The organism is Nocardioides sp. J9, assembly GCF_007829375.1.
Taxonomy (GTDB): Bacteria; Actinomycetota; Actinomycetes; order Propionibacteriales; family Nocardioidaceae; genus Nocardioides.
Genome location: NZ_VLJQ01000099.1, coordinates 22581 through 43373 on the forward strand (window position 1 = coordinate 22581; position 20793 = coordinate 43373).

Consider the following 20793-nt stretch of genomic DNA (forward strand, 5'->3'; position numbering starts at 1 on the left):
CGGAGCCTCAGCTCGCCAGCACCTCGTCGAGGATGGTCTCGGCCTTGTCCTCGTTGGTGTTCTCGCACAGGGCGAGCTCGGAGACCAGGATCTGGCGAGCCTTGGCGAGCATCCGCTTCTCGCCGGCCGACAGCCCGCGGTCGCGCTCGCGGCGCCACAGGTCGCGCACGACCTCGGCCACCTTCATGACGTCGCCACTGTGGAGCTTCTCGAGGTTCGCCTTGTAGCGCCTCGACCAGTTGGTCGGCTCCTCGACGTGCTCCGCACGGAGCACCCCGAAGACCCTGTCCAGCCCGTCCTTGTCCACGACATCCCGAACACCCACGAGATCGAGGTTGTCGGCCGGCACACGGACCACGAGGTCCTGCTGGGCGACAATCCGAAGCACGAGGTACTGCCGTTCCTGGCCCTTGATCGTCCGCATCTCGATGTTCTCGATGACCGCGGCCCCGTGATTGGGGTAGACGACCGTTTCGCCGACGGTGAAAGTCATATGAGCAAAACCCCTTCCTAGGGTCACCTATCCTACCACGTCTCGACGGCTCACCAGAAAGCGTTTGCGCAGGTCAGCGGCGCAATCGGGGTGGTGACGGTGGCTTGACAACAGGGGTCAGGTGTGTTTCCCGCGCGCGGTCGGACCTGTGGGCCACGTCACCCGGAGGGGACCGGAGCCTGCCCCCGGCTCCCCCGGCCGCCGTACCCGTGTGGGATCCGGGCGCCGGGCACGCCCGATCGGCGGGCCCGCACCGTCGGACAGGGCGCGTGGTCAATACTGGCCGCCATGGCACGGATGCAGCGCTGGCGGCGCAGTCGCCCCGCCGGGGCGGGAACCGGCTCGGAGGAGCAGGTCGAGGAGACCCCGGACGAGCAGCTCGACGACCTCGGCGACCCCGGCGACCTCGCGCGGACTGCGGAGACCGCGCAGACCGGGGAAACCGCGCAGACCGGGGAGACCGCGCAGACCGGGGAGGCCGGTGCGAGCGCCGACGTCCTCGTCGACGACGAGCCGGTCGAGGACGCTGCCGAGGAGGACCTCGCCGAGGCGGCCGAGCCCGTCGAGCCGGCCGGGGACCTCCCCCCGGCCACCGACGAGGACGACCCCGAGCTCGCGGCCGAGCTCGACGCCGAGCTGTCCGACGAGGACGTGCTGGACGAGGAGGCCGGGACCGGGGAGCCGGACGCGTTGCCGCCGCTGCCGAGCGCCAGCGAGGGCGGCCTCGGCAACCTGCTCGCCGTCCAGCTCCTCCAGGCCGCCCACGCCAAGCAGGCCATCACGACCGCACTGGTCATGGGCCTGGCCGCTGCCGTCGCCGGCCGCCCGGCGCGCGAGACCGCCGTCGTGCTGCTCACCGTGCTCGTCGGCCAGACGATCCTCGGCTGGCACAACGACATCGTCGACCGGCAGCGCGACCAGGCGCACGGCCTGACCGGCAAGCCGGTCGCCATGGGCCGGCTCTCGACCGACACCCTCTGGTACAGCCTGTTCGTCGCCGCGCTGCTGCTGGTGCCGCTGGCGATCACCACCGGCATCAAGGCCGGCTGCCTCTACCTCGCATCAGTCGCCGTCGGCCTGCTGGGCAACGTCATCCTGCGCACCGGCTTCTTCTCGTGGTGGTCGTGGGCGGTGTCCTTCGCACTGCTGCCCGCCTACCTGTCGTACGGCGGCTGGGGCGGCCAGGCCGAGGGCAGCCCGCCCGAGCCGGTCATCGTCGCGCTCGCCGCCCTGCTGGGCATCGGCGTGCACTTCATGCGGGCCGTGTGGGGCCTGGTCGCCGACCACGAGGACGGCTGGACCTACCTCCCGCTCAAGCTCGGGCTGAAGCTCGGCGCGACGCGACTGCTGGCGCTCTCGACGGTCTACACGGTCGTCGTCGTGATCCTGATCGTGGTGATGGGCGCCAAGGTCGGGCTCAGCCAGTAGCCCGGGCGCAGCCCAGAACCGGAGGCTGGGCGGAGGTCCGCCACCCGGGAACGCTAGAGTGTGGCCGCTCCCGCGGTGCGTCCGCGGGCGCGCCCACCCGGTTCCACCGGCCGCCCGGCGGCCGACCACGACAGACCAGCGGAGGCCTGCCGACATGCCCCACCTGCGCCCGACTGCGATCGCCGGACTGCTGCTGGCCCTCGTGCCCGCGGCCGCGACGCTCACGTCCTGCGGCTTCGACTACCCCACCGACCGGGTGAACACCATCGGCGCCGGCGACAACGACCGCGACCAGTCCGTCGACGCGCTCGGCATCCGGGTGCTCGCGACCGCGAAGGGCGAGGGCCGCCTCATCGGCTCGCTGGCCAACAACCTCGAGGACGCCGCGACCCTCGACAGCGTCGCCTCCCCCGAGGGCCAGGCCCAGGCCGCGTCCTTCGAGAAGGTCGAGGTGCCCGGCCGCGGCACGGTCAACCTGGCGAACATCGACGCGATCGAGCTGACCGGTGACTTCACCGCCGGCGACGTCCTCCCGCTCGAGCTCACCTTCAGCACCGGCGAGACCGCCAGCGTCGACGCCCCCGTGGTGAAGGCCTGCTACCAGTACACGCAGGTCCCGACCCCGACCCCGAGCACCGCCTCCGAGGAGGAGCCGGCCGCGGACGAGTCCCCCGCCGGTGAGGCCGCCGAGGCCGCCGCCGACGAGGAGGGCCACGACGAGGGCCACGGTGACGGCGAGGACGCCACCTTCAACTGCGCCGAGGACGCCCCCTCGCCGGAGGGCGGCCACTGATGACGTACACCCTCGTCCTGCTCCGCCACGGCGAGAGCGAGTGGAACGCGAAGAACCTGTTCACCGGCTGGGTCGACGTCGCGCTGACCGAGAAGGGCCGCGCCGAGGCAGCGCGCGGCGGCGAGCTGCTCAAGGAGGCCGGCCTCCTCCCGGACGTCGTGCACACCTCGCTGCAGCGCCGGGCGATCAACACCGCCGCGATCGCGCTCGACACCGCCGACCGCCACTGGATCCCGGTGCGCCGGTCCTGGCGCCTCAACGAGCGCCACTACGGCGCCCTGCAGGGCAAGGACAAGAAGCAGACGCTCGAGCAGTACGGCGAGGAGCAGTTCATGCTCTGGCGCCGGTCGTTCGACACCCCGCCGCCGCCGCTCGACGACGACAGCGAGTACTCCCAGGCCGGTGACCCGCGCTACGCCGACCTCGGCGAGGAGATGCCGCGCACCGAGTGCCTGAAGGACGTCATCGCCCGACTGCTCCCCTACTGGGACGCAGGCATCGTGCCGGACCTGCGCGCCGGCCACACCGTCCTCGTCGCCGCCCACGGCAACAGCCTGCGCGCGATCGTCAAGCACCTCGACCAGATCAGCGACACCGACATCGCCGGCCTGAACATCCCCACCGGGATGCCGCTGGTCTACGAGCTCGACGAGGACACGCTGGCCCCCACCGTCCCCGGTGGCCGCTACCTCGACCCGGAGGCCGCCGCGGCCGCCGCAGCCGCGGTCGCCAACCAGGGCCGGTGACCGGCGGGACGTCACACGCGTCCCACCAGTCACGAGTTTCACCACCTAGGTGGTGATTCCCCGCCCCGGCGGGCCTGATTTCGTGTGCCCAGTAGGGGTTTCACCGCCTAGGTGGTGAAACCCCTCCGCCGGCCGGCCCCGAGCCGAGCCTGATGACGTTTCCTCGCGCTTGTCGGCCGTTGCAACGGTCACCAGGCGCGGGAATCCCCGCTCAGGCGGGGATTCCTACGCCGCCGGCGCCGGGTGCTGCCCGGTCACCACGAACACCACCCGGTTGGCGACGGACACCGCGTGGTCGGCGATCCGCTCGTAGTATCGCCCCAGCAGGGCGAGGTCGACGGCCGCCTCGACGCCGTGGGACCAGTCGTCGCCGAGCAGCTCGGTGAAGCTGCGGCGGCGCAGCTGGTCCATCTCCTCGTCGTCGCGGCCGAGCGCGATCGCGGCCTCGACGTCGCGGGTGGTGATCACGTCGCTGACCCGGGCAACCATGTCCTGGGCGACCTCGGCCATCTGCTCCATCGTCGGGCGGACCTCGGCGGGCACCGCGACCTCGGGGACGCGCAGGCGGGCGATCTTCGCGACGTGCACCGAGAGGTCGCCCATCCGCTCGAGCTCGGCGACCATCCGCAGCGCGGCCACGATGGTGCGCAGGTCGCCGGCGACGGGCTGCTGCAGCGACAGCAGGCTGAACGCGCGCTCCTCGACCTGCTCGCGGGCGCGGTCGATGGCGGCGTCGCCGCTGATGACCCGCTCCGCGACGGCCGCGTCGCCGGTGAGCAGGGCGCGGCTGGCGTCGCGGACGGCGGTCCGCACGCTGCGGCTGATGGCTGCCAGGTCGGCGAAGACGGACTCGAGCTCCTCGGTGTACGCATCACGCATGCGGCGGACGGTACGAGCCGCAGGTGTACGCGCGGCGGCGCCCGGTGAACGCGGGGTGAACATCGCGCGGCGGGTCGTTCCCGCTGCCCGGACGGGCCGGCGTGCCGCCGTACGATCGAGCCGTGGACGCGACGACCCAGGCCGTGCTGGCCGCGCTCCTCGGCGGCGTCGTGGCCGCCGGCGCCATGCTCGCGTGGCACCTCAGCGACCGGCAGCAGCACCGCTACCGCGCCCCGGAGGAGCCGGTCGTGCCCGACGGCGTCGCCGCCGTGCTGTCGGTGCTGCGCAGCAGCGCGGTCGTCGTCGACGAGTCCGACACCGTCCTCAAGGCGTCCGCCCCGGCGTTCGCGATGGGCTTCGTGCGGGGCACGACCCTGCTGTCCGACGAGCTGGGCGAGCTGATCCGGCAGGTACGCCGCGACGGCGAGATCCGCGAGACCGAGCTGATCGTGCCGCGCCCGGCCGGCAGCCCACGGCACGTGACCGCGCGGGTCGCGCCGCTGGGCACGCGGCTGGTGCTGGCCTTGGTCGAGGACCGCACCCGCGAGCGGCAGGTGGAGGAGGTCCGCCGCGACTTCGTCGCCAACGTCAGCCACGAGCTCAAGACCCCCGTCGGCGCGATCCACCTGCTCGCCGAGGCGGTGGACGGGGCGGCCGACGACCCGGAGGCGGTACGACGCTTCGCCGCCCGCATGATCACCGAGAGCGACCGCCTCTCCCGGCTCGTGCAGCAGATCATCGAGCTGTCCCGGCTGCAGGGCGACGAGCCCCTCGACTCGCCCGCACCGGTGTCGATCGACTCCGTCGTCGCCACCGCCGTCGACGTCGTCTCGACGACCGCGGCGAGCAAGGAGATCGCGGTGGTCGCGGAGGGCGAGCACGGCCTGACGGTGCTCGGCAGCGAGAAGCAGGTCGCCGCCGCCGTCAGCAACCTCGTCTCCAACGCCGTCACCTACTCCGAGCCCGGCTCCCGGGTGGTGGTGACCCGTCGCACCGCCGGCGACATGGTCGAGGTCTCCGTCGTCGACCAGGGCATCGGCATCCCCGAGCAGGAGGTCGAGCGGATCTTCGAGCGCTTCTACCGCGTCGACCCCGCCCGGCACCGCTCCACCGGCGGAACCGGCCTCGGCCTGTCGATCGTCAAGCACGTCGCCGCCACGCACGGCGGCGAGGTGCGCGTCTGGTCGGTCGAGGGCCAGGGCTCCACCTTCACCCTCGCGCTGCCGCGCCGCCCGGACCCGGCCGCCCGCCCCGGCGGCGAGGTCGCCGACACTGTCCCTGCCACCCCAGCCAGCCCTGCCACCCCTGCCACCCCTGCCGCCCCCGTCCAGCCCCACCTCCAGGAGGAACGCCCGTGACACGGGTTCTTGTCGTCGAGGACGAAGAGAGCTACAGCGACGCCCTCGCCTACCTGCTGCGCAAGGAGGGCTTCGAGGTCGCGATCGCGGCCGACGGCAACGCGGCGCTGAAGGAGTTCGACCGCAACGGCGCCGACATCCTGCTGCTCGACCTCATGCTGCCCGGCATCCCCGGCACCGAGGTCTGCCGCACCATCCGGCAGACCTCCAACGTCCCGGTGATCATGGTCAGCGCCAAGGACGACGAGATCGACAAGGTGGTCGGCCTCGAGCTGGGCGCCGACGACTACGTCACCAAGCCGTACTCCCCGCGCGAGCTGGTCGCGAGGATCCGCGCCGTGCTGCGCCGCGGAGCCGGTGAGGAGGCACAGCCGGACACCCTCGAGGGCGGGCCGGTGCGGATGGACGTCGAGCGGCACGTGGTGACCGTCGACGGCGTCGAGCAGAAGCTGCCGCTCAAGGAGTTCGAGCTGCTCGAGATGTTCCTGCGCAACCCCGGCCGGGTCCTCACCCGCGGGCAGCTGATCGACCGGGTGTGGGGTGCCGACTACGTCGGCGACACCAAGACCCTCGACGTGCACGTGAAGCGGCTGCGGGCCAAGCTCGAGCCCGAGCCGAGCGAGCCGCGGTACCTGGTGACCGTGCGCGGGCTGGGCTACAAGCTCGACGTCTGACCCGACGCCGGGTTCGCCCCGCCGGCCTCCTCCGCGCGCCCAGGTGGTCGGCCCGGCCCGGCAGGGTCCGGAGCAGCCAGGTCGACCGGGCACTCGGCCTCGAGCGCGACGTCGGCGGCCGGGTCGGCACTCGCGGCCGTCGTACCGTCGGCGGCGCCGCGGCCCCCGGCCGCGACGAAGCAGCCGACGAGGATGAGCGGGAAGCCGACGAGCATGCCGGCGGTGACCGCCTCGTCGAGAAGCAGCACACCGAGCACGATCGCGACGGCGGGGTTGACGTAGGTGATGATCGTCGAGCGCGTCGGCCCGGCTTCCCTGATCAGCTCGAGGAAGACGACGAAGGCCACCGCGGTGCACAGCAGCCCGAGCACGGCGATGCTCCCCCACGCCTCGCCGGGCAACCCCATCGGCGCGTCGACCACGCCGAACGGCAGGTAGACGAGGGCGGTGAGCGTGAGCGCGCAGGCCATCACGCCCAGTCCGGGCACGTCGGCGAGCCAGCGGGTCAGCACGAGCGGCCCGGCGGCGTAGCAGACCGCGACGGCCAGCATCTCCGCGACAGCGAGCAGGTCGACGTGGTCGAGGTCGAGACCGACCAGGCAGGCGACGCCGGCGAACCCGAGCACCAGCCCCGCGGCCTGGGAGCGGCTGAACCGCTCGGCGTGGGTGGTGACGAGGAAGGCGAGCGCCCCGAAGAGGGGGACGGCGGCGACCAGCAGCCCCGCCAGCGACGAGGAGATGCGCTGCTCCGCGTGCCCGAGCAGCACCCATGGCACCATGATCTCGATGGCCGCGAACAACGCGAGCGGTCGCCACCGCGCGAGCACCGGCGCGACCTCGCGGCGGGCGAGGGCGAGCGGCAGCAGCACCAGGGCCGCGAGCGCCGTGCGCAGGAAGACGAGGGACGCCGGTGACACGTGCTCGACCGCGATCCGGATGAACAGGTAGGGCAGCCCCCAGATCAGGCACATCGCCAGGAACAGCGACCATCCGCGCTTCGTCACCCGGCCAATCTAGGGACGCCCACCGACACCGGCCGCGCGGGTTCCGCACACCGCCCCGCGCGTGATCCGACCCTGTGCACGACCCGCCCGCTGACCCGGTCTGCGGACAGCTCCTGGCTCCCGGCGCGGTAGTCCCGGGTCACAAGCACCGCGACACGCCGTTCCAGGGTGCTGGTGACCCGGGACTACCCCAGCCGGCCGCCCGTCGACCGACGCCGGAGAGAGGACCGGAAATAGGTCCGGTGGCGGATGTCGAGGATGCCGGGGTGGCTCCGTCTCCCGGGTGAAGGCGGCAAGATGGCCGTCTCGGAACAAGGAGACAGACCATGGCGAAGTACCTCCTGCTCAAGCACTACCGGCGCACCAGCGGGCCGGAGAACGTGCCGGGCACCGACCTGCCGATCGACCAGTGGGCGCCGGAGGACGTGGACGCGCACGTGCGGTTCATGCAGGACTGGGCCGAGCAGATGCGGGAGCGCGGCGAGTTCGTCGACGCGCAGGCGCTGGCGCCCGAGGGCACCTTCGTGCGGTACGACGGTGAGGGGCGCCCGCCGGTGACCGACGGCCCGTTCGCCGAGGCCAAGGAGCTCATCGCCGGCTGGATGGTCATCGACGTCGACACCCCCGAGCGTGCCCACGAGGCGGCAGCGTCGCTCTCCGCGGCGCCCGGCCCCGGCGGGCGGCCGATCCACGAGTGGATCGAGGTGCGCCCCTTCCTGGGCGAGCCGCCGGTCGTCACCGAGTGACCGGGCGACCTGGGTGACCTGGGCGACCGGGGCGGGGCCGGTGGTGGACGTGCACGGCGACGGGTTCGCGGACCTGCTGCGCGAGCTCGGGCCGCAGGTCCTCGGTGTCCTCGTCCGCCGCGGTGGCGACTTCGCAGCGGCCGAGGACGCCGTGCAGGAGGCCCTCCTCGAGGCGGTACGACGTTGGCCGGACGACCCGCCCCACGAGCCCCGCTCGTGGCTGCTCACCGTGGCCCGTCGCAAGCTCGTCGACGAGGTGCGCTCGGCGACTGCCCGGCAACGCCGGGAGGAGCGCGTCCAGCGCGAGCCCGCCCCGGGGCCGACCGAGCAGGCCGACGACACGCTGCTGCTCCTGAGCCGCTGCTGCCACCCGGCGCTGAGCCCCGCGTCGGCGGTGGCGCTCACGCTGCGGGCGGTCGGCGGCCTCACCACCCGGCAGGTCGCGCAGGCGTTCCTGGTGCCGGAGGCGACGATGGCCCAGCGCATCTCCCGCGCGAAGCGCACGGTGTCGGGCCAGCGCTTCGACCAGCCCGGGGACGTCCGCGCGGTGCTGCGGGTGCTCTACCTGATCTTCAACGAGGGCTTCACCGGCGAGGTCGACCTCGCCGAGGAGGCGATCCGGCTGACCCGGCAGCTCGCGGCGGCGACCGACGACCCGGAGGTCGACGGCCTGCTCGCGCTGATGCTGCTGCACCACGCGCGCCGGCGCGCGCGTCGTACCCCCACCGGCGACCTGGTCCCGCTCGCCGAGCAGGACCGGTCGCTGTGGGACACCGCGCTCATCGCCGAGGGGGTGGACCTGCTGCAGGGTGCGCTGGCCCGCGACCGGATGGGCGAGTACCAGGCCCAGGCGGCGATCGCCGCGCTCCACGACGACGCCGCCACCGCCGAGGAGACCGACTGGGTCCAGGTCGTGGAGTGGTACGACGAGCTGGTGCGCCTCGCGCCGAGCCCGGTGGTGCTGCTGAACCGGGCCGTCGCGGTCGGCGCCGCGGACGGCCCGCTGGCCGGGCTGCGGGAGCTCGAGCAGGTCCCCGACGACGTCCCGCGCAGGGAGGCGGCCGCAGCGTGGTTGCACGAGCAGGTGGGCGAGCGCGAGGAGGCGGCACGGCTCTACGCCGTCGCGGCCGCGCGGGCGACCAGCACGGCCGAGCGCGACCACCTCACCCGGCAGGCGGCACGGCTGCGCCACCCGTGACGACCGGGACCGTCAGTCGGCCGGCTGCCCTGACTCCAGCCAGCCGCGGAACGCCTCGAGGTTCTTCGTCGACTCGCCCCGCTCGATGCGCCACTCCCACTCCTTGCGGATGGAGCTCTCGAAGCCGAGCTCGAGGATCGTGTTGAACGACTCGTCGGCGTACGTGAGCACCGAGCCCAGCAGCCGGTCGAGGTCCTCGGGGGTGACCGACGAGAGCGGCAGCCGGGCGTCGAGGTAGATGTCGCCGTGGTGGTCGATGCCGAACGCGACGCCGTACATGCGCATGTTGCGCTCGAGCAGCCAGCGGTAGACCCGCTCGAACTGCTCGTCGGGGCGCCGGCACACGAACGCGTGGACGCCGAGCGCGTGCGGGCCGACGTCAAGGCGGACCGGCGTCTGCAGCTTCTTCTCCCCCGGCAGGGCGAAGCTGAAGGTGCCCTGCTCGGTCTCCTCGAACTCGATGTCGTTGCCCCGCAGGTGCTCGCGGACGACCTCGACAGGGCTGCCGGCGGAAGTGCTCGCGGGGGGGCTCGCGGGGTCGCTCATCGCAGCGCTCCTGCTTCCTCGCGCATCAGGGAGTGCGCGCGCTCGTAGACGGCCAGGGTCTGGGCGGCGGTCGCCTCCCACGAGAACTGCTCGGCCTGGACGAGGGCACCGGCCGCCAGCCGGTCGCGGTAGGCCGGGTCGGCGACCACGCGCTCGAGGGCGACCGCCCAGTCGCGGGCGTCGTGGGTGTCGACCAGCAGGCCGCTGTGCCCGTCGCGGACCACGGTGGTCAGCCCGCCGACCGCGGCGGCGATGACCGGTGCGCCGCTGGCCTGGGCCTCGGCGGCGACCAGCCCGAAGGACTCGTTGTACGACGGCACGGCGACCAGCGACGCGGCGGAGTACCACCCCGCCAGCTCGTGCTGGGGCACCGGCGGCACGAAGCGGACCACGTCGTCGATGCGGAGCTCGGCCGCGAGGTTGGCCAGTGACGCCGGCCGCTCGAGGCCGGACCCCGAGGGACCGCCGACGATCGGCACGACCAGCCGCGGGCGCAGCTCGGGGCGGCGCACCAGCAGCTCGGCCACCGCGCGCAGCAGCACGTCGGGCGCCTTGAGCGGCTGGATCCGGCCGGCGAAGAGCAGCACGAGCGCGTCGTCGCCGAGGTCGCGCTCGCGACGGGCACGGGCCCGGTCTGTCGGGGAGAGCGGGCGGAAGACCTCGGTGTCCACGCCGGGGTGCACGACCTCGACGCGGGCCGGCTCGGCGTCGTACAGGTTGATCAGCTGCTTGGCCTCGAGGTCGGTGTTCGCGATGAGCACGTCGGCGGCCCCGACCACCTGCTCCTCGCCGATCACCCGCTGCTCGGGCTCGGGGGTGTCGCCCTCGGCGAGCGCCTCGTTCTTGACCTTGGCCATCGTGTGCATCGAGTGCACGAGCGGCACGCCCCAGCGGTCGCGGGCCAGCGCACCGACCTGGCCGGAGAGCCAGTAGTGGGAATGCACGACGTCGAAGTGGCCGGGCGGGTGGACGGCCTCGGCGCGCAGCACCTCGCGGGCGAAGACGCACAGCTGCCCGGGCAGCTGCTCCTTGCTCAGTCCCTCGAACGGACCAGCGTGCACGTGGTGCACCGACACCCCGTCGGAGACCGCCACGACCGGGTCGAGGGCGCTGCTCGTGGCGCGCGTGAAGATGTCGACCTCGATGCCGCTGGCGGCGAGGCGGCGGGCGACCTCGAGGACGTAGACGTTCATGCCGCCCGCGTCACCGGTGCCAGGCTGGTCGAGGGGGGAGGTGTGGAGGCTGACCATGGCGACGCGCCCGATGCGCGACTGCCTCGGATCCCTCGGCTCCGCCATCCCACCTCCTGCTCTCGTGCCTGTCGTGCCGCCGTCGTGACCCTCGCTGTCGGGGCGGTACCCACCGACTCCGGCGATAGGCCAACCCTCCCAGTCTGCCCGGCATTCCCGGTCCGGGAGGATGGGGGTCATGAGCAGCCGCCTCGCCGTCGTCACCGGAGCGTCCAGCGGGATCGGCGCCGCCACCGCGCGGCACCTGGCCCGGGAGGGCTTCGAGGTGGTCTGCGCCGCCCGGCGCACCGACCGGATCGAGGCCCTCGCCGCCGAGATCGGCGGCCGCGCGGTCGCCTGCGACGTCACCGACGCCGACCAGGTCGCCGCGCTGGCCGAGGCCGTCGGCCCCCGGCTCGACGTGCTGGTCAACAACGCCGGCGGTGCGTTCGGCCTCGCGCCGGTCGCCGAGGCGGACACCGACCAGTGGCGCCGCATGTACGACGTCAACGTGATCGGCCTCATGCAGGTGACCCGGGCCCTGCTGCCGGCCCTGGTGGCCGGTGGCGCGGGCGTCGTCGTCAACGTCGGCTCGCTGGCCGGTCGCACGGCCTACGAGGGCGGGGCGGGCTACACCGCGGCCAAGCACGGCACCCGCGTCGTCACCGAGACGCTGCGCCTGGAGCTCTACGACCAGCCGGTGCGGGTGTGCGAGGTCGCGCCCGGGATGGTGCGCACCGAGGAGTTCTCGCTGGTGCGCTTCGACGGCGACCAGGAGCGCGCGGACGCGGTCTACGCCGGGGTGGCCGAGCCGCTGGTGGCCGACGACGTGGCCGAGGCGATCACCTGGGTCGCGACCCGGCCGCCGCACGTGAACATCGACGAGCTGGTGATCAAGCCCCGCGCGCAGGCTGCTTCGCACAAGGTGCACCGCGCCTGACCCCGTCGCCGAGCCGCCCGGCACGACCTCCGTCCGCTTGCGGGACCAGGAGGCGTCGTACCGCGCGCAGGGCGGAGGCGAGGCGCAGCGCGAGCGCCCGCGGGACGCCGGTCCACGCGGTGCGGGAGCGCACCGGGTAGGCGGCGTGCGCCGGCAGCACCAGCGCCACCGCGGTGTGCTGCAGGTCGGCCGGCGAGGTGCTCGTGGCGAGCCCCGATCGCGCCGCCGACGCCGCCGCCGAAGCCGGAGGGCACCTCGGCCGCGTGGTTGCGCAGCACCTGCGCCAGGAACGCGGGCGGCGTGCGGTCCAGCTGCGCGTGCACGCTCGCCGGCACCCCCTGCGGCAGGCCGACGGTCGTGCGGGCCGCGGCCAGCGAGCGGACCGCCGCGGGCCGCAGCGGGCCGTCGAGCACGCCGGGCTCCCGGCACAGTCGGCGCAGGTCGGCCAGCGTGCGCAGCCACACCCAGCCCTCGCGGTGGGCGGCGAGGTGCCGCAGGGCGTCGTACCGGCCCAGGGTCGGGACCTTCGCGTCGCCGATCACGACCGGCTCGGCGCGGGCGAGCAGCTCGCGGAACGGCGGGTGGGCGTCGGGCGTGATCTCCAGGCGCCAGTGCAGGTCGACGTCGGCGCCCTCGCCGCGGTAGGTGAGCGCGTTGCCCCACCGGCTCACGTGCCGCCACGACCAGGTCCCCGGCTCCACGCGCACCCCGTCGCGCAGGCGCCACCCGGCACCGGTCAGGGCGCGGTGGGCGGCCACGAGCTGGTCGGGGGCGACGAGCAGGTCGACGTCGCCGGGGCCACGGGCGTCGGCCCGCCCGGTGGTCTGCACCGCGAGCGCCTGGCCCTTGAACACCAGGGCATCGACCCCGGCAGCATCGAGGAGCTCCCACGCACGCACTGTCTCGAGGGTCTGCAGCAGCACCCGCTGCCGAGCCAGGAGGCGCCAGCGGTCGAGCAGCCCAACCAGCTCCGCGGGCAGCCCGAGCGCGTCGGCGTGGGTGCGCAGCAGCTCCTGCACGCGGTGCCGCTGGGCGGTCGCGAAGAGGGCCCGGGCGGCGTACCCGTCGAGGGAGACCCCGGGGGCCGCGGCCCCCTCCTCGGCCGCGAGCGCGGCACGCACCAGCGCCGTGACGACGGCGCGGGCGGGGTCCGGCCTGCCGGAGGGAACGGTCACGCAGCCGAGGGTGGCACCGCCGGGTCCCGCGCGGTGCCGGAACGGGCGAATCCACCCGCGAATCCATCGGAAACGATCCTTGCGGACGAAGGGTCAGCCGCGGCGAGGCTCCCGGGAAAGTAAAAACTTCGCGGATCGGCCGGCGCGGGCGTTCCCTCGGGCCCAGAGTTCCGTTTCAACGGTCAACGGAGACCTCCCTCCCTCCGTCCGTCATCCCGAGGAGTCGCTCATGAAGCAGACCTACACCCCGCCGGTGCTCGAGTCCCTCAGCCTCCGGGCCACCCAGGACCTCGAGCTCGACCTCGACATCATCATCGGCATCGGCAGCTGAGTCCGGCCAGCCGGCTGTCCGTCGCGGCGGCCTGGCTGCTGCTGGGGGTCACCCGGCTGCTCACGCTCGTCCTCCCCTCCACGGTGGTGCGCCACCTGCTGGGCGGACGAGTCACACCGGACGCGACGGGGCCCGGATCGGGACCGGCCCCGTCGCCAGCGGGAGCGCGTGGGCTGGGTCGTGCGCACGGCCGCCACCCGCACGCCCTGGCGGTCCGACTGCTTCCCGCAGGCACTGACCGCCCGCCTGCTGCTGCGCGCCGCCCGCGTGCCGCACACCGTCACCTTCGGCCTGCGCCGCGACGCCGCCGGACAGCTCAAGGCCCACGTCTGGGTCGCCGCCGGCGAGGTCGCCGTCACCGGCGGTTCCAGCGACGCCTGGACCCGCGTCGGCGGCGCCGCGTGGGCGCCGCGACGCCCCTGACCCGACCACCAGGACCGCCATGCACACCGGCTACGGACTCCTCGTCGACAGCGACCTCCCGCTGCCCGAGCTGGCGCCTGCCCCGTCCACCGGTACGCCGGACGTGGTCATCCGCACCGGCTCGGTGCCTCCCCCGGGGGCCGACGCCTCCCTGCTCCCGCTCGGCCTGTGGCTCGACGGCGAGCGCATCGGCCTCGACGTCCCCGACGTCGGCCGGTTCGCCGTCGACCGCGGCACCGCGATCACCGTCGACGCCCTCCCCGGCACCGCACCGGACGTGGTGCGGCTGTTCCTGCTCGGCACCGCCTTCGGCGCGCTGATGCTCCAGCGCGGCCACCTGGTGCTGCACGGCAACGCGTTCCGCGTCGGCGACGCGTGTGCGGTCGTGCTGGGCCACTCCGGCGCCGGGAAGTCCACGCTCGCCGCGGAGATGCACCGGCGCGGCTTCGACGTGCTCAGCGACGACGTCGTGCCCGTCGACGCGCAGGGCCGGGCGCTGCCCGGCTGGCCGCGGATCAAGCTCTGGCAGGACGCCCTGGACCGGCTGGGTCGCGACAGCGCGGGGTTGCGCCGGGTGCGGGCCGAGCACGCCAAGTTCCACGTGCCCCTGGACCGTCCCGCGCTCGAGCCGCTGCCGGTGCGCTGGCTCTACGCCCTCGACCGGCACGACGGCCCGCTGCGGCTCACGCCGGTGACCGGCGCGGCGGTGTTCACCACGCTGCACGAGCACAGCTACCGCAACGAGCTGCTCGTGGGTCCGCACCGTCGTACCCACCTGGCGCGGAGCGCCGTCCTCGCCGCGAGCGCGCGGCTGGCGCGGCTCGACCGGCCGCGCGGCACCGACTCGGTCGCAGCGTCGGCCGAGGCCGTGCTCGCCGACATCGGGCGCGACGTCCCGCTCGACCTCCTCGACCCGGGCGACCTGCCCGGCCTGCCCGGCCTGCCCGACCTGCCCGCCGTACGAGAGGACCACCATGCCCAAGCGCTCCGCTGACCAGGCCACCGCGACCCGCTGGGTCCGCGACGACGCCCTGCAGGCCGTCGAGATGAACGGCGAGTTCGTGATGATGGGGGTCGACCAGGGCGAGTACTACGCCGTCAAGGGCGTCGCCGCGACCCTGTGGCGCCACCTCGCCGAGCCGCGCGACGTCGACGCGCTGTGCGCCCTCGTCGCCGAGGAGTACGACGTCACGCCGGACGCCTGCCGGGCCGACGTCGAGGCGTTCGTCGACCAGCTGCACGGCAGGGGCATGGTGCACCCGGCCGCCTGACGGCCGCGTCCGCGACGCGCGGGTGGTCAGGCCAGGGCGCGGTCCAGCGCCGCCTTCACGTGCAGCGTCGTGCACGGGATGACCGGGATCTCGGAGTCGGCCTGGCGGATGAGCAGCTCGAGCTCGGAGCAGCCGAGGATCACGCCACCGGCGCCGGCGTCCCACAGCTCGCTGATCATCTCGACCACGGATCGGCGGGAGTCGTCGAGCACCTTCCCGTGCACCAGCTCGTCGTAGATGATCCGGTTCAGCTCGTCGTGGTGCGCGGCGTCCGGCACCACGACCTCGAGCCCGTGGCTGGCGATCCGGTCGGTGAAGAAGGTGCGCGACATCGCGAACTTCGTCCCGAGCAGGGCGACGGTCTCCACGCCCTCGGCCTTCGTGGCCTCCGCGACGACGTCACCGAGGTGCAGCAACGGGATGGAGACCGCGTCCTGGACCTGCTCGGCGACCCGGTGGAAGGTCGTCGTGCAGAGCATGAGGAAGTCGGCGCCGGCCCGCTCGACCGAGGTGGCCGCATCGCGCAGGACGGTCGCGACGCCGTCCCAGTCCTCCGCCTCCTGCAGGGCGGTGACCTCGGCGAAGTCGACCGACGCCATCACCGTCCTCGCGGAGTGGAAGCCGCCGAGGCGCTCCTCGACCCCACGGTTGAGGGCCTCGTAGTAGGCCGCACTGCTCTCCCAGGACATTCCGCCGACGAGGCCGATGGTCTGCATCCGGGCAGTGTAGGGCGTCCGCGACGATGCGGGTGGGAAGGTCCGCCGCCAGTAGGCTGGTCGTTCGTGTCCAAGACTCGTCGCACTGACCTCCGCAACGTCGCCATCGTGGCGCACGTCGACCACGGCAAGACCACCCTCGTCGACGCGATGCTCCACCAGGCCGGCGCCTTCAGCGCCCACGAGGCCGAGGGCGTCGCGGAGCGGGTCATGGACTCCGGTGACCTCGAGCGCGAGAAGGGCATCACGATCCTCGCGAAGAACACCGCGATCCGCTACACCGGCGCCCACGCGCCGGAGGGCGGGATGACGATCAACATCATCGACACCCCCGGCCACGCTGACTTCGGTGGCGAGGTCGAGCGCGGCCTGTCGATGGTCGACGGCATCGTGCTGCTGGTCGACGCCTCGGAGGGCCCGCTCCCCCAGACCCGCTTCGTGCTGCGCAAGGCGCTCAACGCCGGCATGCCGGTGATCCTCGTGGTCAACAAGACCGACCGCGGCGACGCCCGGATCGACGAGGTCGTCGACGAGACCTACGAGCTGTTCATGGACCTGCTCGACGACTCGCACAGCCAGGACGCCCTGGACTTCCCGGTGGTCTACGCCTCGGGCAAGGCCGGCATCGCCTCGCTGGAGAAGCCGGCGAACGCCAGCCTCCCGGCCGGCGACAACCTCGAGCCGCTCTTCCAGACGATCCTCGAGACCATCCCGGCCCCGGAGTACGACGAGGGCGCCCCGCTGCAGGCCCACGTCACCAACCTCGACGCCTCCCCCTTCCTCGGCCGCCTCGCGCTGCTGCGCATCAAGCAGGGCACCCTGAAGAAGGGCCAGCAGGTCGCGTGGATGCGTCGCGACGGCGACGTCAAGAACGTCAAGATCACCGAGCTCCTCATCACCGAGGGCCTCGAGCGCAAGCCCGGCGAGTCCGCGGGCCCCGGCGACATCGTCGCCGTCGCCGGCATCCCGGACATCACCATCGGCGAGACCCTCGCCGACCCGGAGAACCCGGTCGCGCTGCCGCTCATCCACGTCGACGAGCCGGCCATCTCGATGACCATCGGCACCAACACCTCCCCGCTGGTCGGCAAGGGCGGCAAGGGCCACAAGGTCACCGCCCGCCTGGTCAAGGACCGTCTCGACTCCGAGCTGATCGGCAACGTGTCGCTGCGCGTGCTGCCGACCGAGCGCCCCGACGCGTGGGAGGTGCAGGGCCGCGGCGAGCTGGCGCTGGCCATCCTGGTCGAGCAGATGCGCCGCGAGGGCTACGAGCTGACCGTCGGCAAGCCGCAGGTGGTCACCCGCGAGGTCGACGGCAAGCTGCACGAGCCGTACGAGCGCCTCACCATCGACGCCCCCGAGGAGTTCCTCGGCACGATCACCGAGCTGCTCGCCAACCGCAAGGGCCGCATGGAGGGCATGACGAACCACGGCACCGGCTGGGTGCGGATGGAGTTCATCGTCCCCGCCCGCGGCCTGATCGGCTTCCGCACCGACTTCCTCACCGAGACCCGCGGCACCGGCATCGCGCACTCCATCTCGGAGGGCTACTTCCCGTGGGCCGGCGAGATCCGCTCGCGCCAGTCCGGCTCGCTGGTCGCCGACCGCGCGGGCGCGGCCACGGCGTACGCGATGACCTCGCTGCAGGAGCGCGGCGTGCTCTTCGTGGAGCCCGGCACCGAGGTCTACGAGGGCATGATCGTCGGCGAGAACTCCCGCGCCGACGACATGGACGTCAACATCACCAAGGAGAAGCAGCAGACCAACATCCGGTCCGCCACCTCCGACAACTTCGAGAAGCTCATCCCGCCGAAGAAGCTCTCCCTCGAGCAGTGCCTGGAGTTCTGCCGCGAGGACGAGTGCGTCGAGATCACGCCGGAGACGGTGCGGATCCGCAAGGTCATCCTCGACCAGAACGAGCGCGGGAAGATCGCGAGCCGAGCGCGTAAGGCGAACAAGTAGCCCGCCGCTTGCCAGAAGGAGCCCGTCGCGAAGAGATTCGCGGCGGGCTTCTTGTTTGTCTTCTGCGAGGCGAGCGATCGCCCGAGCGCAGCGAGGGCCGATCGCGAGCCGAGCGCGTAAGGCGAACAAGTAGCCCGCCGCTTGCCAGAAGGAGCCCGTCGCGAAGAGATTCGCGGCGGGCTTCTGCTCTTCGCCGGTCAGTCGGCGTGCGCACTGGCACTGGAGGGGAGTCACAGGGGCACCAGCGGTCACAGGAATCACCGCTCCGGTGGCGATTCCCGAACTTGTTGACTGCTGTAGCGGCCACCAAGTCCCAGGAACGGCCACCAGGTACGTCGGTCCGGCAGCCCAGACGCACCTGCTGCCCCACCAGCCCCACCAGACCCMCCAGCCTCGAGAATCACCACCCAGGCGGTGATTCCCGGCGGCGCGCACCCACGGCACCGCCGCCCTCCCAGCCACGACTGCTGTGACCGACTGCTGTGACCCGGGTCACCCACCACAACCCTGATCATGGACGGCCCCGAAACGGTCCCGCGGCGGTGGTTAGCGTGCGGAGTCGACCTGTCGAGGGACGGGCGAGGAGAGGAGCCACCGTGAGCTTCGAGGAGCTGATGTCGACCCGCTGGAGCTGTCGGGAGTTCCTGCCCGAGACGCTCGACGAGGAGACGCTGACCCGGCTCTTCACCGCCGCCCAGCGCACGGCCTCGTGGTGCAACACGCAGTCCTGGGGTGTGCACCTGCTCTCCGGCGATGCCGCGGAGTGGCTCGGTAAAGAGCTGCTCGCCCGGGTGTCGTCCGGCTCCCCCGGTGCGGCAGACTTCCCGGTGCCCACGACCTACAGCGGGGTCTACGCCGACCGCCGCCGCGCCGCCGGGCACGGCCTCTACGAGATGCTCGGCATCGAGCGGTCCGACTCCATGGGCCGGCTCGAGCAGATGCTGCGCAACTTCACCTTCTTCGGCGCCCCGCACGTCGCGATCGTCACCGCCGACGCCGAGCACGGGACCTACGGCGCCATCGACTGCGGCGGGTACGTCGCCAACCTGATGAACGCCGCCCACGACCTCGGCCTGGGCTCGATCGCGCAGGGTGCCATCGCGATGCACTCCGACGCGGTCCGCGAGCTGCTCGACCTGCCCGAGGACCGGCTCGTCGTCTGCGCGGTCTCGTTCGGCAGGCCCGCGTCGGGCCACCCGGTCAACAGCTTCCGCACCGAGCGCGCGTCGCTCGACGAGGTCGTCACCCGGGTCGAGCGACCGTGACCGCCGAGCCGGTTAGCCTCGACGCCATGAGCGCCAACGACGTCCTCACCGCCCGCCAGCACTCCCTCGGGGACCTCACCCGCCGCACCGCCCAGCGCGTGCCCGACAAGCTCGCGATCGCCGACCGCGGCACCGAGCTGACCTTCGCCGACCTCGAGGCGTACGTCGAGCGGACCGCTGCCGCGATCGCCGCGGCCGGACTGGCCAAGGGTGACCGGCTGGCGCTGCTGAGCCACAACTGCTGGGAGTTCGCGGTCCTCAACTTCGCCGCCGCCCGGGCCGGCGTGGTGCTGGTGCCGATCAACTTCATGCTGGGCGCCGACGAGATCGCCTTCATCCTCGACCACAGCGGCGCGACCGGCTTCGTGGTGGAGGACGCCCTCGTGCCGACGGCCGACGCCGCCGTAGCCGCCGCTGCCGACCCGCAGGTGCGGCTGCGCCACGTGATCCGGCTGACGGACGCGGAGGTGCCCGACGGCTGGGTCGACCTCGCGGAGTGGCTGGAGCACGACGGCCCGCCGGTCGTCGTACCCGTGGGCGACGACGACCCGGTGCGGATGATGTTCACCTCCGGCACCGAGTCCCGCCCCAAGGGCGCGCTGCTGAGCAGCCGGTCGCTGATGTGGCAGTACGTCTCGTGCGTCGTCGACGGCTCGATGTCCGCCGACGACGTCGAGCTGCACACGCTGCCGCTCTACCACTGCGCGCAGCTCGACTGCTTCCTCGGCACCGACGTCTACCTCGGCGCGACGAGCATCATCCTGCCCGGCCCCGACCCGGCCACCGTGCTGCGCACCATCGCGGAGCGCAAGGTGACGAAGTTCTTCGCGCCGCCGACGGTGTGGATCGGGCTGCTGCGCCACCCTGACTTCGACAGCACCGACCTGTCGAGCCTGCGCAAGGGCTACTACGGCGCCTCCCCCATGCCGGTGGAGGTCCTGCGCGAGCTGCAGGAGCGGCTGCCCGACGTACAGCTGTGGAACTTCTACGGCCAGACCGAGATGGCACCGGTGGCGACGATCCTGGGCCCGGACGAGCAGCTCCCCTTCGCCGGGTCGGCGGGCCGGGCGGCGGTCAACGTCGAGACCCGGATCGTCGACGACAACGACGAGCCGGTGCCGGCGGGCACGGTCGGCGAGATCGTGCACCGCAGCCCGCACGCGACCCTGGGCTACTACAACGACCCGGAGAAGACGGCCGAGGCGTTCCGCGGCGGCTGGTTCCACTCCGGCGACCTGGGCTACCTCGACGACACCGGCCACCTCTACGTCGTCGACCGCAAGAAGGACATGATCAAGACCGGCGGCGAGAACGTCGCGAGCCGCGAGGTCGAGGAGGCGATCTACACCCACCCCGACGTCGCCGAGGTCGCCGTGTTCGGCGTCAGCCACCCGCGCTGGGTCGAGGCGGTCGCCGCGGTCGTCGTGCCGAAGGACGGCGCGAGCCTGGCCGCTGAGGACGTCGTCGCCCACGCCCGCGGGCAGCTCGCCGGCTACAAGGCGCCGAAGTACGTCGTCGTCGCCGAGAGCCTGCCGAAGAACCCCAGCGGCAAGATCCTCAAGCGCCAGCTGCGCGACACCCACGCCGACCTCGCGGCCGGCGACCAGGAGTGAGCG

Annotated in this window: 19 protein-coding genes and 2 pseudogenes; 14 read left to right on the top strand and 7 right to left on the bottom strand. The window is 73.0% G+C overall.

Annotation, left to right across the window (positions count from 1 at the left end; genetic code table 11):
• Nucleotides 1-7: 7 nt before the first annotated feature.
• Nucleotides 8-493, bottom strand: a complete 486-nt coding sequence (locus L615_RS16970) for a CarD family transcriptional regulator (RefSeq protein WP_028654642.1) — start codon at nucleotides 491-493, stop codon at nucleotides 8-10.
• A gap of 288 nt (nucleotides 494-781) precedes the next feature.
• Between L615_RS16970 and L615_RS24385 the strand changes: the two genes are divergently transcribed.
• From L615_RS24385 to L615_RS16990, 3 genes are all read left to right on the top strand, one after another.
• A complete protein-coding gene (locus L615_RS24385) occupies nucleotides 782-1921 on the top strand; it encodes a UbiA family prenyltransferase (protein WP_261376746.1) in 1140 nt (379 codons plus the stop codon).
• A 154-nt stretch (nucleotides 1922-2075) separates the two neighbouring features.
• On the top strand, nucleotides 2076-2714 hold the full coding sequence (locus L615_RS23460; protein WP_186449906.1) for a hypothetical protein: 639 nt from the start codon (nucleotides 2076-2078) through the stop codon (nucleotides 2712-2714).
• On the top strand, nucleotides 2714-3460 hold the full coding sequence (locus tag L615_RS16990; RefSeq protein WP_028654644.1) for a phosphoglyceromutase: 747 nt from the start codon (nucleotides 2714-2716) through the stop codon (nucleotides 3458-3460). The genes L615_RS23460 and L615_RS16990 overlap by 1 nt, the downstream gene beginning before the upstream one ends.
• A 225-nt stretch (nucleotides 3461-3685) precedes the next feature.
• Here L615_RS16990 and phoU read toward each other — a convergent pair whose 3' ends face one another.
• Nucleotides 3686-4339 carry a phosphate signaling complex protein PhoU gene (gene phoU / locus L615_RS16995; RefSeq protein WP_028654645.1) on the bottom strand — a complete coding sequence of 218 codons (654 nt, stop codon included), beginning with the start codon at nucleotides 4337-4339 and terminating at the stop codon, nucleotides 3686-3688.
• A gap of 122 nt (nucleotides 4340-4461) precedes the next feature.
• Here phoU and L615_RS17000 point away from each other — a divergent pair, with 122 nt between their 5' ends.
• Complete coding sequence (locus L615_RS17000) at nucleotides 4462-5697, top strand: cell wall metabolism sensor histidine kinase WalK (RefSeq protein ID WP_036516925.1); 1236 nt, start codon at nucleotides 4462-4464, stop codon at nucleotides 5695-5697.
• Nucleotides 5694-6371 (top strand): response regulator transcription factor, encoded by a 678-nt coding sequence (locus tag L615_RS17005; RefSeq protein ID WP_028654646.1) that lies wholly within the window; start codon nucleotides 5694-5696, stop codon nucleotides 6369-6371. Before L615_RS17000 ends, L615_RS17005 begins: the two co-directional genes overlap by 4 nt.
• On the opposite strand, the gene L615_RS17010 is transcribed toward L615_RS17005, so the two are convergent.
• Complete coding sequence (locus tag L615_RS17010) at nucleotides 6353-7375, bottom strand: DMT family transporter (RefSeq protein ID WP_145725833.1); 1023 nt, start codon at nucleotides 7373-7375, stop codon at nucleotides 6353-6355. The two genes, L615_RS17005 and L615_RS17010, sit on opposite strands and share 19 nt — an antisense overlap.
• 326 nt (nucleotides 7376-7701) lie before the next feature.
• Between L615_RS17010 and L615_RS17015 the strand changes: the two genes are divergently transcribed.
• Nucleotides 7702-8121, top strand: a complete 420-nt coding sequence (locus L615_RS17015) for a YciI family protein (RefSeq protein WP_145725834.1) — start codon at nucleotides 7702-7704, stop codon at nucleotides 8119-8121.
• A gap of 13 nt (nucleotides 8122-8134) precedes the next feature.
• On the top strand, nucleotides 8135-9319 hold the full coding sequence (locus L615_RS17020; protein WP_261376747.1) for an RNA polymerase sigma factor: 1185 nt from the start codon (nucleotides 8135-8137) through the stop codon (nucleotides 9317-9319).
• Nucleotides 9320-9331: 12 nt separating this feature from the next.
• On the opposite strand, the gene L615_RS17025 is transcribed toward L615_RS17020, so the two are convergent.
• Entirely contained in the window at nucleotides 9332-9865 is a 534-nt protein-coding gene (locus tag L615_RS17025; RefSeq protein ID WP_145725835.1) for a YbjN domain-containing protein, read from the bottom strand.
• Nucleotides 9862-11163, bottom strand: a complete 1302-nt coding sequence (gene mshA, locus L615_RS17030) for a D-inositol-3-phosphate glycosyltransferase (protein ID WP_145725836.1) — start codon at nucleotides 11161-11163, stop codon at nucleotides 9862-9864. The genes L615_RS17025 and mshA overlap by 4 nt, the downstream gene beginning before the upstream one ends.
• Nucleotides 11164-11293: 130 nt before the next feature.
• Between mshA and L615_RS17035 the strand changes: the two genes are divergently transcribed.
• The gene (locus L615_RS17035; protein ID WP_145725837.1) at nucleotides 11294-12034 is read left to right on the top strand and encodes an SDR family NAD(P)-dependent oxidoreductase; all 741 of its coding nucleotides are present in this window, start codon (nucleotides 11294-11296) and stop codon (nucleotides 12032-12034) included.
• 431 nt (nucleotides 12035-12465) lie between these two features.
• On the opposite strand, the pseudogene L615_RS24390 reads toward L615_RS17035, so the two are convergent.
• A pseudogene (locus L615_RS24390) lies at nucleotides 12466-13209 on the bottom strand (nucleotidyltransferase family protein); the annotation flags it as partial.
• A 406-nt stretch (nucleotides 13210-13615) separates the two neighbouring features.
• Between L615_RS24390 and L615_RS17045 the strand changes: the two are divergent.
• The 3 genes and pseudogenes from L615_RS17045 to L615_RS17055 all read left to right on the top strand — a co-directional run.
• Nucleotides 13616-13963, top strand: a pseudogene (locus L615_RS17045) (lasso peptide biosynthesis B2 protein); the annotation flags it as partial.
• Nucleotides 13964-13982: 19 nt separating this feature from the next.
• A complete protein-coding gene (locus L615_RS17050) occupies nucleotides 13983-14957 on the top strand; it encodes a hypothetical protein (RefSeq protein ID WP_145725839.1) in 975 nt (324 codons plus the stop codon).
• Nucleotides 14938-15234 (top strand): PqqD family protein, encoded by a 297-nt coding sequence (locus L615_RS17055; RefSeq protein ID WP_028654654.1) that lies wholly within the window; start codon nucleotides 14938-14940, stop codon nucleotides 15232-15234. The genes L615_RS17050 and L615_RS17055 overlap by 20 nt, the downstream gene beginning before the upstream one ends.
• Before the next feature lie 26 nt (nucleotides 15235-15260).
• Here the strand turns inward: L615_RS17055 and L615_RS17060 are convergent, their stop codons facing one another.
• The gene (locus tag L615_RS17060) at nucleotides 15261-15950 is read right to left on the bottom strand and encodes an aspartate/glutamate racemase family protein (protein ID WP_028654655.1); all 690 of its coding nucleotides are present in this window, start codon (nucleotides 15948-15950) and stop codon (nucleotides 15261-15263) included.
• A 66-nt stretch (nucleotides 15951-16016) separates the two neighbouring features.
• Here L615_RS17060 and typA point away from each other — a divergent pair, with 66 nt between their 5' ends.
• The 3 genes from typA (at nucleotide 16017) to L615_RS17075 (ending at nucleotide 20790) form a co-directional block, all read left to right on the top strand.
• On the top strand, nucleotides 16017-17912 hold the full coding sequence (gene typA / locus L615_RS17065) for a translational GTPase TypA (protein WP_028654656.1): 1896 nt from the start codon (nucleotides 16017-16019) through the stop codon (nucleotides 17910-17912).
• A 596-nt stretch (nucleotides 17913-18508) separates the two neighbouring features.
• Nucleotides 18509-19177, top strand: coding sequence for a nitroreductase (locus L615_RS17070; protein ID WP_261376748.1), 669 nt, complete (start codon nucleotides 18509-18511; stop codon nucleotides 19175-19177).
• Nucleotides 19178-19203: 26 nt separating this feature from the next.
• The gene (locus tag L615_RS17075) at nucleotides 19204-20790 is read left to right on the top strand and encodes a fatty acyl-CoA synthetase (RefSeq protein ID WP_028654658.1); all 1587 of its coding nucleotides are present in this window, start codon (nucleotides 19204-19206) and stop codon (nucleotides 20788-20790) included.
• Nucleotides 20791-20793 lie beyond the last annotated feature (3 nt).